The organism is Pseudomonas emilianonis, assembly GCF_023072625.1.
GTDB lineage: Bacteria > Pseudomonadota > Gammaproteobacteria > Pseudomonadales > Pseudomonadaceae > Aquipseudomonas > Aquipseudomonas paraveronii.
The window spans coordinates 1-10,923 of record NZ_JAKNRV010000169.1; the positions used below are offsets into that span (position 1 = coordinate 1).

The 10,923-nt window shown below is 60.1% G+C and carries 10 protein-coding genes; 9 read left to right on the forward strand and 1 reads right to left on the reverse strand.

From position 1 onward, the window contains the following. The 7 genes from L9Z73_RS17235 to L9Z73_RS17265 form a co-directional block, all read left to right on the forward strand. On the forward strand, positions 1-970 hold a 970-nt coding region (locus L9Z73_RS17235; protein WP_247403267.1), incomplete at its 5' end, for an AGE family epimerase/isomerase. Positions 971-1,074: 104 nt separating this feature from the next. Beyond that, entirely contained in the window at positions 1,075-2,361 is a 1,287-nt protein-coding gene (locus L9Z73_RS17240) for an ABC transporter substrate-binding protein (protein ID WP_247403269.1), read from the forward strand. Positions 2,362-2,438: 77 nt separating this feature from the next. Continuing rightward, positions 2,439-3,347 carry a carbohydrate ABC transporter permease gene (locus L9Z73_RS17245; RefSeq protein ID WP_003175732.1) on the forward strand — a complete coding sequence of 303 codons (909 nt, stop codon included), beginning with the start codon at positions 2,439-2,441 and terminating at the stop codon, positions 3,345-3,347. Then, the gene (locus tag L9Z73_RS17250; protein ID WP_046382285.1) at positions 3,340-4,185 is read left to right on the forward strand and encodes a carbohydrate ABC transporter permease; all 846 of its coding nucleotides are present in this window, start codon (positions 3,340-3,342) and stop codon (positions 4,183-4,185) included. Before L9Z73_RS17245 ends, L9Z73_RS17250 begins: the two co-directional genes overlap by 8 nt. Positions 4,186-4,187: 2 nt before the next feature. After that, the gene (locus tag L9Z73_RS17255) at positions 4,188-5,348 is read left to right on the forward strand and encodes an ABC transporter ATP-binding protein (RefSeq protein WP_247403271.1); all 1,161 of its coding nucleotides are present in this window, start codon (positions 4,188-4,190) and stop codon (positions 5,346-5,348) included. Between the two features lie 84 nt (positions 5,349-5,432). Further along, positions 5,433-6,779 (forward strand): carbohydrate porin, encoded by a 1,347-nt coding sequence (locus L9Z73_RS17260; RefSeq protein ID WP_247403273.1) that lies wholly within the window; start codon positions 5,433-5,435, stop codon positions 6,777-6,779. Positions 6,780-6,882: 103 nt separating this feature from the next. Next, positions 6,883-7,728, forward strand: coding sequence for a D-hexose-6-phosphate mutarotase (locus L9Z73_RS17265; RefSeq protein ID WP_247403274.1), 846 nt, complete (start codon positions 6,883-6,885; stop codon positions 7,726-7,728). Positions 7,729-7,860: 132 nt separating this feature from the next. Here the strand turns inward: L9Z73_RS17265 and L9Z73_RS17270 are convergent, their stop codons facing one another. Further along, the gene (locus tag L9Z73_RS17270; RefSeq protein ID WP_169850571.1) at positions 7,861-8,721 is read right to left on the reverse strand and encodes a MurR/RpiR family transcriptional regulator; all 861 of its coding nucleotides are present in this window, start codon (positions 8,719-8,721) and stop codon (positions 7,861-7,863) included. 219 nt (positions 8,722-8,940) lie between these two features. Here L9Z73_RS17270 and zwf point away from each other — a divergent pair, with 219 nt between their 5' ends. Further along, positions 8,941-10,407: a glucose-6-phosphate dehydrogenase gene (zwf, locus tag L9Z73_RS17275; protein WP_247403276.1), complete on the forward strand. Its 1,467-nt coding sequence runs from the start codon at positions 8,941-8,943 to the stop codon at positions 10,405-10,407. Continuing rightward, a partial coding sequence (gene pgl, locus L9Z73_RS17280) for a 6-phosphogluconolactonase (RefSeq protein WP_247403278.1) occupies positions 10,394-10,923 on the forward strand: 530 nt, incomplete at its 3' end. The genes zwf and pgl, both read left to right, overlap by 14 nt.

Consider the following 10,923-nt stretch of genomic DNA (forward strand, 5'->3'; position numbering starts at 1 on the left):
CGCGCACGGTGGCTGGTTCGCCGCGCCCCACGCCGTGGATGGCAATACCGGCAAGGCTGCCTACCTGCACGCCTTTGTCGCCCTGGCCGCCAGCTCTGCGGTGGTTGCTCGCGCACCCGGCGCACAAGCCCTGTTGAACCAGGCCATCCAGATTATCGAGCAGTTTTTCTGGAGCGAGGAGGAGGGCGTCATGCTCGAATCCTTTGCCCAAGACTGGAGCGGCCTCGAAGCCTATCGCGGCGCCAACAGCAACATGCACGCGACGGAAGCGTTCCTGGCCCTGGCCGATGTCACCGCTGATACACGCTGGCTGGACCGCGCGCTGCGTATCGTCGAGCGCGTGATCCACACCCACGCCGCCGGCAACCGGTTCATGGTGATCGAGCATTTCGACGCTCAGTGGACACCCTTGTTCGGTTACAACGAAGACAACCCCGCAGACGGTTTCCGCCCCTATGGCATCACCCCAGGCCACGGTTTCGAGTGGGCGCGGTTGGTGTTGCACCTGGAGGCTGCACGCCTGCAAGCCGGGCTGGCCACGCCAGACTGGCTGGTGACCGACGCCAAGCGCCTGTTCGCCAGCGCCTGTGACTACGCCTGGGCCGTGGATGGCGCCCCCGGCATCGTTTACACCCTGGACTGGAACCAGCGCCCAGTGGTGCGTGAACGCCTGCACTGGACCCACGCCGAAGCCAGCGCCGCCGCGCAGGCCCTGTTAAAACGCACCTTCGATCCACATTACGAAACCTGGTATCGGCGTTTCTGGGCGTTTTGCGACGCCCATTTCATCGACCGTATCCACGGCAGTTGGCACCACGAACTCAGCCCGCAGAACCAACCCAGCAGCAAGATCTGGGGTGGCAAACCGGACCTGTACCACGCCTGGCAAGCGGTCTTGCTGCCGACGCTACCCTTGGCGCCCAGCATGGCCAGTGCATTGGGTCGCGGGTGCTATGTCACCGAGTTGTGACATTTGTGCGTCCCTTTGTTACCTGCGCTTGAAAAATCCCTGTTTAAACTCCGTGCAGCGCAAGCTCTAGACTTGCATGCATAACAACAAGAAAAGGTACTCAGATGAACGCGATTAATCGCCTCGCCGTCGCTATTTCCATTGCCTCGTTGTTTCCCCTCAGTGCATTTGCCGCCGACTCGAAAGGCACGGTTGAAGTTGTGCATTGGTGGACCTCGGGCGGTGAAAAAGCGGCTGTAGATGTCCTGAAGGCCCAAGTTGAAAAAGACGGCTTCACCTGGAAAGACGGTGCTGTCGCAGGTGGCGGTGGCGCCACGGCCATGACCGTGCTGAAAAGCCGCGCGGTTGCCGGCAACCCACCCGGCGTAGCCCAGATCAAAGGCCCGGACATCCAGGAATGGGCGTCAACCGGCCTGCTCGACACCGACGTCCTCAAAGACGTGGCCAAAGAAGAAAAATGGGACTCCCTGCTCGATAAGAAAGTCTCCGACACCGTGAAGTACGAAGGTGACTACGTCGCCGTACCGGTCAACATCCACCGCGTGAACTGGCTGTGGATCAACCCGGAAGTCTTCAAGAAAGCCGGTATCACCAAGAACCCGACCACCCTCGAAGAATTCTACGCCGCCGGCGACAAACTCAAGGCCGCCGGCTTCATTGCGCTCGCCCACGGTGGCCAGCCGTGGCAGGACAGCACCGTGTTCGAAGCGGTCGTTCTCTCGGTGATGGGTGCCGATGGCTACAAGAAAGCCATGGTTGACCTGGACAACGGCGCGTTGACCGGTCCGCAAATGGTCAAGGCGCTGACCGAGCTGAAGAAAGTCGCGACCTACATGGACGTCGATGGCAAAGGCCAGGACTGGAACCTCGAAGCCGGCAAAGTCATCAACGGCAAGGCTGGCATGCAGATCATGGGTGACTGGGCCAAGTCCGAGTGGACCGCCGCGAAGAAAGTCGCCGGCAAAGACTACGAGTGCGTAGCCTTCCCAGGCACTGAAAAAGCCTTCACCTACAACATCGACTCCCTGGCGGTGTTCAAGCAGAAAGACAAAGGCACAGCGGCCGGTCAGCAGGACATCGCCAAAGTCGTGCTGGGTGAAAACTTCCAGAAAGTGTTCAGCATCAACAAGGGTTCGATCCCTGTGCGTAACGACATGCTGAACAAAATGGAATCCTACGGTTTCGACTCCTGCGCCCAGACTGCGGCCAAAGACTTCCTGGCTGACGCCAAGACCGGCGGCCTGCAGCCAAGCATGGCGCACAACATGGCCACCACTCTGGCCGTGCAAGGCGCGTTCTTTGATGTCGTGACCAACTACATCAACGACCCGAAAGCCGACCCGGCCGATACCGCCAAGAAACTTGGCGCTGCGATCAAGTCTGCCAAGTAACGGTTGACCGGGTGGGGGAGCCCTGGCCCCCGCCCGGCATGTTCCTGTAGTCCTTTTCCCTTGTATTGGATTTCCCCATGAGTTCTGTTGCTGTGTTCAGCAAAGCCTCGCCGTTCGATGCACTGCAGCGCTGGCTACCCAAACTGGTGCTGGCGCCGAGCATGTTCATCGTGTTGGTGGGCTTCTACGGCTACATCCTGTGGACGTTCGTGCTGTCGTTCACCACGTCCACGTTCCTGCCCAGCTACAAATGGGCGGGCCTTGCGCAGTACGAGCGGTTGTTCGACAACGACCGCTGGTGGGTCGCGAGCAAGAACCTGGCGCTGTTCGGCGGGATGTTCATCGGTATCACCTTGGTGATCGGCGTGACGCTGGCGATTTTCCTCGACCAGAAAATCCGCCGCGAAGGCTTTATCCGCACCATTTACCTGTACCCGATGGCGCTCTCGATGATCGTCACCGGTACGGCCTGGAAATGGCTGCTCAACCCGGGCATGGGCCTGGACAAACTTCTGCGGGACTGGGGCTGGGAAGGCTTCCGTCTCGACTGGCTGATCGACCCGGATCGCGTGGTCTATTGCTTGGTGATTGCTGCCGTGTGGCAAGCCTCCGGCTTCATCATGGCGATGTTCCTGGCCGGCCTGCGGGGTGTGGATCAATCGATCATTCGTGCCGCGCAGATCGACGGCGCGAGCCTGCCGCGCATCTACTGGAGCGTGGTGCTGCCAAGCCTGCGTCCGGTGTTCTTCAGTGCGGTGATGATCCTGGCGCACATCGCGATCAAGAGCTTCGACTTGGTGGCGGCGATGACCGCTGGCGGTCCTGGCTACTCGTCCGACCTGCCGGCGATGTTCATGTACTCGTTCACTTTCAGCCGTGGCCAGATGGGCATGGGCTCGGCCAGTGCAATCCTGATGCTCGGTGCGATCCTCGCGATCATCGTGCCGTACCTGTACTCCGAGCTGAGGACCAAGCGTAATGACTAGTCTTGCCGCAAAACCTGCCATCAGCCTGAGCCGCATCGCAATCTACGCGGTGCTGATCCTCGCGGTGCTGCTGTACCTGGTGCCGCTGGTGGTGATGTTGCTCACCAGCTTCAAGACCCCGGAAGACATCAGCACCGGCAACCTGTTGAGCTGGCCGACCGTGGTCACCGGCATCGGCTGGGTCAAGGCCTGGGCCACGGTGGATGGCTACTTCTGGAACTCGATCAAGATCACCGTGCCGGCCGTGCTGATTTCCACCGCCATCGGTGCGTTGAATGGTTATGTGCTGTCGTTCTGGCGCTTCCGTGGTTCGCAACTGTTCTTCGGTTTGCTGTTGTTCGGCTGCTTCCTGCCGTTCCAGACCGTGCTGCTGCCGGCCTCGTTCACGCTGGGCAAAATGGGCCTGGCGAGCACCACCACCGGCCTGGTGTTTATCCATGTGGTCTACGGCCTGGCGTTCACTACGCTGTTTTTCCGTAATTACTACGTGAGCATTCCGGATGCGCTGATCAAGGCGGCGCGCCTGGACGGTGCAGGTTTTTTCACCATCTTCCGTCTGATCATCCTGCCGATGTCGACGCCGATCATCATGGTCTGCCTGATCTGGCAGTTCACCCAGATCTGGAACGACTTCCTGTTCGGCGTGGTGTTCTCCAGCGGCGACTCGCAGCCCATCACGGTGGCGCTGAACAACCTGGTCAACACCAGCACCGGGGCCAAGGAATATAACGTGGATATGGCGGCGGCGATGATCGCCGGGCTGCCGACCCTGCTGGTCTATGTGATCGCAGGCAAGTATTTCGTGCGCGGCCTCACGGCCGGCGCGGTCAAGGGGTAATCATGGCTACGCTTGAACTTCGCAATGTAAACAAGACCTATGGCGCCGGCCTGCCCGACACCTTGAAGAACATCGAACTGTCGATCAAGGAAGGCGAGTTCCTGATCCTGGTCGGCCCGTCGGGGTGCGGCAAGTCCACGCTGATGAACTGCATCGCGGGCCTTGAGACCATCACCGGTGGCGCGATCATGATCGGCGACCAGGACGTCAGCGGCATGAGCCCCAAGGATCGCGACATCGCCATGGTGTTCCAGTCCTACGCGCTGTACCCGACCATGAGCGTGCGTGAAAACATCGAGTTCGGCCTGAAGATTCGCAAGATGCCTCAAGCCGATATCGACGCCGAAGTGGCGCGGGTGGCCAAGCTGTTGCAGATCGAACACTTGCTCAACCGCAAACCGGGCCAACTCTCCGGCGGTCAGCAACAACGGGTGGCCATGGGCCGCGCCCTGGCGCGTCGGCCGAAGATCTACCTGTTCGACGAACCGCTGTCCAACCTCGATGCCAAGCTGCGCGTCGAGATGCGTACCGAAATGAAACTGATGCACCAGCGTCTGAAAACCACCACCGTCTACGTCACCCACGACCAGATCGAAGCGATGACCCTGGGTGACAAAGTGGCGGTGATGAAGGACGGCATCATCCAGCAGTTCGGCACGCCGAAAGAGATCTACAACGACCCGGCCAACCTGTTTGTGGCGAGTTTTATCGGTTCGCCGCCGATGAACTTCATCCCCCTGCGCCTGCAACGCAAGGATGGTCGCCTGGTGGCCCTGCTCGACAGCGGCCAGGCCCGTTGCGAGCTGCCGCTGAGCATGAGCAATGCCGGCCTTGAAGACCGTGACGTGATCCTCGGCCTGCGCCCGGAGCAAATCGTGCTGGCGACGGGTGAGGGCAACGGTTCGTCGAGCATTCGTGCCGAAGTCCAGGTCACCGAGCCGACCGGCCCGGACACCCTGGTGTTCGTGCAGCTCAATGACACCAAGGTCTGCTGCCGCCTGGCGCCCGATCTGGCACCGCAGGTGGGCGAGACCCTGACCCTGCAATTCGATCCGGCCAAGGTGCTGCTGTTCGACGCCAACACCGGCGAGCGCCTGGGCACTGCCGCGTCTTTGCCCACCCAGGACCGTGCCGACAACGTGGCTCAGTTCAAGGGTCGATGAAAATATAAGCTGTTGTTTTTGAAAGAAAAAGTGAACCGCGTTAGATAAAAACAGTTTAATAACAATAAAGACGAGGATGTAGGGATGAAAAAGCAACACAACAACACTCGGCTGATCTGCCAACTGTCAGCAGCGGCAGCCCTGGTCTTGTCCGCCAATGCGATGGCGGCCGATGCGTTCAGCGCCGATTCCAAGTGGATGACCGGCGATTGGGGCGGCGAGCGAACCAAGCTGATCGAGCAAGGTATCGACATCAAGGCTGACTACGTTGGGGAAGTCGGTGGCAACCTGCACGGCGGCTACAACAACGACAAAACGGCGCGTTACGCTGACCAGTTCGGTCTGGGCGTGGCACTGGACCTGCAAAAACTGTGGGGCTGGGATAACACCCAGGCGAAGATCCAGTTGACCAACCGTAATGGCCAGAACATCTCCAACGACCGTGTCGGTGATCCGCGTGCCGGCACCTTGAGCTCGTCTCAAGAAGTGTACGGCCGTGGCCACATGGTGCGTCTGACCCAGTTCTGGATTCAGCACCAGATGTTCGACAACAAGCTGGACGTGAAGCTCGGTTACTTCGGTGAAGGCGAAGACTTCAACACCTTCCCGTGCGACTTCCAGAACCTGTCGTTCTGCGGCTCCCAGGTCGGTAACTATGTGAACACCTGGTACAACTGGCCGGTCGCCCAGGCCGCTATCCGCGTGAAGTACAACATCACGCCTGAGCTGTATGCGCAGATCGGTGCATACAATCAGAACCCGTCGCAGTTGGAGCACGGCAACGGCTTCAAACTCAGCGGCAGTGGCACCAAGGGCACCGTGATCCCGGTGGAATTGGTCTGGTCGCCGAAGGTCAATAACCTGCCGGGCGAATACCGTGTGGGTTACTACAAAAGCGCCGCCGATGCTGCCGATGTACGTGAAGACGTCAACGGTAACGATGCGGCCACCACTGGCGCAGCTTACCGCACCCACAGCAGCAAAAAAGGCTACTGGTTCGTTGCGCAGCAGCAACTCACTACCCATAACGGCGACGCTTCCCGCGGCCTGAATATCGCGGCCAACGCCACGTTCCACGACAAGGAAACCAACACCGTCGATAACTACCAGTCGATTATGTTGGTGTACAAAGGGCCTTTCGACGCGCGTCCAAAAGATGATGTGGGGATTGGTGCCGCTCGTCTGCACGTCAACGATGACGTGCGCAAAAACGCTGAGTTGGCGAACGAGGCTGGCGGTTTCACCGATTACAGCCAAGCCGGTTACGCGCCACTGCGCAGCACCGAATACAACTACGAAATCAACTACGGCTTCCACGTCACCAACTGGCTGACCGTGCGTCCCAACCTGCAATACGTCACTCATCCGGGCGGCGTGGATAAAGTCGACAACGCCTTGGTCGCCGGTCTGAAAATTCAGTCGGTGTTCTAACGCGGTTGCGATAAGCTCTTCCTCTCTGTGCGCATTTTGCGGATAGCCATGGCTATCCGCTTTTTTTTGGGTTGCACTGTGAAGATATTCAGGACCGTGGCACATGCATGAGCATCCACTGCAACGCTTTTTCAAGTCCCTGCGCGAGCGTCCGGTATTCGCCTGGGAGCGCTTCCAGGTGCGTGACGTGTTGGTGATCGACCATCCGCTGTGCCAGGCGGTATTCAGCCGCCAGGGCGCGCAATTGCTGCATTTTCAGCCTCGTGGGCAGAAACCCTGGTTGTGGTGCGCGGCCAAGTGGCCGCAAGTCGGCGCTATTCGTGGCGGCGTGCCGGTGTGCTGGCCGTGGTATGGCCGGCATCCCAGCGAAAATGCGTGGCCGTCCCATGGTTGGGCGCGGCTGATCGACTGGAAACTGCTCGACAGCAGCACCGACGACGACGGCGTGCGCCTGCACTGGCAGTTGCAGTTGTGCGACTGGCAGGTGGACTTGCACGCGCACCTGGGCGAAACCCTGGAACTGCGCTTGAGTACCGAGCATCAGGATGAACTGCCGTGCCAACTGAGCCATGCTTTGCACGCTTACTGGCGTATTGGCAATGTCGGTGAGATAGCGCTGTCTGGGCTCGACGGGGCGCAAGGGTATGACCAGCTCAATCGCCAGGCTTGCCAGCAGGAAGGCGAACTGCGCGTGGAGGGCGGGTGCCAGCGGGTGTTCCAGCATGAGGGCGAGTTACAGCTCAAGGACCACGCCTGGCAGCGCGAATTGTGCATCGACACCGGCGACAGCGCCGACACCGTGGTGTGGCACCCGGGCAGTCGGCCGCTGTTGGGCGTCAGTTTTAATGAGGCGTCGGGGTTTGTGTGCGTGGAGTCGGCAATGGCCGGGGCCAGCCTGGCGCCGGGGGAGAGGGCGCATTTGAGTTTGCAGGCCAGGGCCGGGGTTTAGCGCTGTTGCTGATAGCGTCTTCGCGACCAAGCCCGCTCCCACATTTGAACCGCATTCCAAGGTAGGACTCGTCAAAATGTGGGAGCAGGCTTGCTCGCGAAGAGGCCGGGACTGCTGGAGGCATTGTCTGCCTCAGTTGAACTCATCTCCAACCGGATACCGGCTGTCATTCAAGCTCTCTTTGATCTTGCGCAGATGCGGCTGGAAATCCACGCCACGGCGCAAGGTCATGCCGGTTGCCAGTACATCCAGTACCGTCAGTTGGATGATCCGCGAGGTCATCGGCATATAGATGTCGGTGTCTTCCGGCAGCGGAATGTTCAGGCTCACGGTGCTGACCTTGGCCAGCGGTGAGTTCTCGGCGGTCACACCCAGCACCGATGCGCCGTTTTCCCGGGCGATACGCGCCACTTCCACCAGTTCGCGGGTACGCCCGGTGTAGGAGATGATCACGAACAGCTCGCCGGTGTGGGCCACCGAGGCAATCATGCGTTGCATCAGCACGTCGGCATGGGCAGTCACCGACAGGTTGAAGCGGAAAAATTTGTGCAACGCATCCATGGCTACCGGTGCCGACGCGCCGAGGCCGAAGAAGTGGATCTGGCGCGCCTGGATCAACAGGTCCACGGCCTTGCTGATCAGGTTCGGGTCGAGGGCCTGGCAGGCGCTGTCCAGAGAGGCAATGGCGCTGCCGAAGATCTTCTGGGTGTAGGCCTCGGGGTCATCATCGGCCTCCACTGCACGACTGACATACGCCGCACCGCTGGCCAGGCTTTGCGCCAGCTGCAATTTAAGTTCAGGGTAACCGCTGACACCAAACGAGCGGCAGAAGCGGTTGACCGTCGGTTCACTGACCGAGGCGGCTTGGGCGAGGGCTGCGATCGAGAAGCGGGTCGCCTGCTGCGGGTTGAGCAGGATGACCTCGGCGACTTTTTTCTCGGCCTTGTTCAATTCTTCGAGACGGTTCCGGATCTGTTCCAGAAGATTTCGCACGCGGTCCATACAGTCTTTCCTTGGGGCGACGATGCAAATAAAGGGCGGTCATCAATCGACGAGTGGCTCTTTGCGGTGGCCTATCCTACTGAGGGTAGCTGAACACCACCACTCGGAATGCGTATTTCGGGAAAATGTTGTGGTTATTACTACATTTTTCCTTGAGTGATGCCTTGAAAAAAGGTATTTGTAGCTTAACTTGATAAAAGAACAAACATCATGCCTTCGATAACCGTAGAACCCTGCACCTTTGCCCTGTTTGGCGCGTTGGGTGATCTGGCGCTGCGCAAGTTATTTCCTGCCCTCTATCAACTCGATGGCGCCGGGCTCTTGCACGACGACACGCGCATCCTGGCCCTGGCCCGCGAAGCCGGTTCCGAGCAACAGCACCTGGCGCATATTGAAACGGAATTGCGCAACTACGTCGGCAAGGAACTGGACGAGGCTATCGCCCAGCGTTTCCTGGCGCGCCTGACGTATGTTCACGTCGATTTCATGAACGCCGATGACTACGTGGTCCTGGCTGAAAAAGCCGGCACCGCGCAACGCCTGATCGCCTACTTCGCCACGCCTGCGGCGGTGTATGGGGCAATCTGCGAAAACCTGTCCAAGGTCGGCCTGGCGGACAATACCCGCGTGGTGCTGGAAAAACCCATCGGCTCGGACCTGGAATCTTCGCGCAAGGTCAACGACGCCGTCGCGCAGTTTTTCCCGGAAAACCGCACGTACCGCATCGACCATTACCTGGGCAAAGAAACCGTCCAGAACCTGATCGCCCTGCGTTTCGCCAACAGCCTGTTCGAGACCCAGTGGAACCAGAACTACATTTCCCACGTGGAAATCACCGTGGCCGAGCAGGTCGGCATCGAAGGCCGCTGGGGTTACTTCGACAAGGCCGGGCAACTGCGGGACATGATCCAGAATCACCTGCTGCAACTGCTTTGCCTGATCGCCATGGACCCGCCGGCCGACCTGTCCGCCGACAGCATCCGTGACGAGAAGGTCAAGGTGCTCAAGGCCCTGGCGCCGATCAGCCCGGATGGCCTGACCACCCAAGTGGTACGCGGCCAGTACATCGCCGGCTACAGCGCCGGCAAGCCGGTGCCGGGTTACCTGGAAGAAGAGAATTCCAACACCCAGAGCGATACCGAAACCTTCGTCGCCCTGCGTGCCGATATCCGCAACTGGCGCTGGGCCGGCGTGCCGTTCTACCTGCGCACCGGCAAGCGCATGCCGCAAAAGTTGTCGCAGATCGTCATCCACTTCAAGGAACCGTCCCACTATATCTTCGCCCCCGAGCAGCGCCTGCAGATCAGCAACAAACTGATCATCCGCCTGCAACCGGACGAAGGTATTTCCTTGCGCGTGATGACCAAGGAGCAGGGCCTGGACAAGGGCATGCAACTGCGCAGCGGGCCACTGCAACTGAATTTTTCCGACACCTATCGCAGCGCGCGGATTCCCGACGCCTACGAGCGGTTGTTGCTGGAAGTGATGCGCGGCAATCAGAACCTGTTTGTTCGCAAAGATGAAATCGAAGCCGCGTGGAAGTGGTGTGACCAGTTGATCGCCGGGTGGAAAAAATCCGGTGATGCGCCCAAGCCGTATGCGGCGGGTTCCTGGGGGCCGATGAGCTCCATTGCACTGATCACGCGGGATGGGAGGTCGTGGTATGGCGATATCTGAATTGAAACTGCCTCAGGGCGTCACTGCCCATGAGTACCGTTCGCCCGCGTTGCTGGCGGATGGCCTGGCCAATGACGTGGCCGAGCAACTGCGCGCGGCCATCAGTGCTCGTGGCGAAGCGACCCTGGTGGTGTCCGGTGGCCGCAGCCCCGTGGCGTTTTTCCAGAACCTGGCCAAGCAGGGCCTGGACTGGTCCAAGGTCACCATCAGCCTGGCCGACGAGCGTTGGGTGCCGGTGGAACACGCCGACAGCAATGCCGGCCTGTTGAAGAAATACCTGTTGCAAGGTCCGGCAGCCAAGGCCAAATTCCTCAGCCTGTACGCCGCCGCGGCCAATCTTGAAGACGCCGCCGAGCAGGCCGATCGCCTGCTGGCCGAACTGCCGGCCATTGATGTGCTGGTACTGGGCATGGGCGACGACGGCCACACCGCGTCGCTGTTTCCCAACAGCCCGAACCTGAGCGAGGCCCTGCAGGCCGACGGTACCCGCCGTTGCTGGCCGATGCTGACCTTGGA

Coding starts and splice junctions, on each gene's coding strand:
- L9Z73_RS17240 (WP_247403269.1), top strand. CDS start 1,075: ATGAACGCGATTAATCGCCTCGCCGTCGCTATTTCCATTGCCTCGTTG.
- zwf (WP_247403276.1), top strand. CDS start 8,941: ATGCCTTCGATAACCGTAGAACCCTGCACCTTTGCCCTGTTTGGCGCG.
- L9Z73_RS17265 (WP_247403274.1), top strand. CDS start 6,883: ATGCATGAGCATCCACTGCAACGCTTTTTCAAGTCCCTGCGCGAGCGT.
- L9Z73_RS17250 (WP_046382285.1), top strand. CDS start 3,340: ATGACTAGTCTTGCCGCAAAACCTGCCATCAGCCTGAGCCGCATCGCA.
- L9Z73_RS17245 (WP_003175732.1), top strand. CDS start 2,439: ATGAGTTCTGTTGCTGTGTTCAGCAAAGCCTCGCCGTTCGATGCACTG.
- L9Z73_RS17255 (WP_247403271.1), top strand. CDS start 4,188: ATGGCTACGCTTGAACTTCGCAATGTAAACAAGACCTATGGCGCCGGC.
- L9Z73_RS17260 (WP_247403273.1), top strand. CDS start 5,433: ATGAAAAAGCAACACAACAACACTCGGCTGATCTGCCAACTGTCAGCA.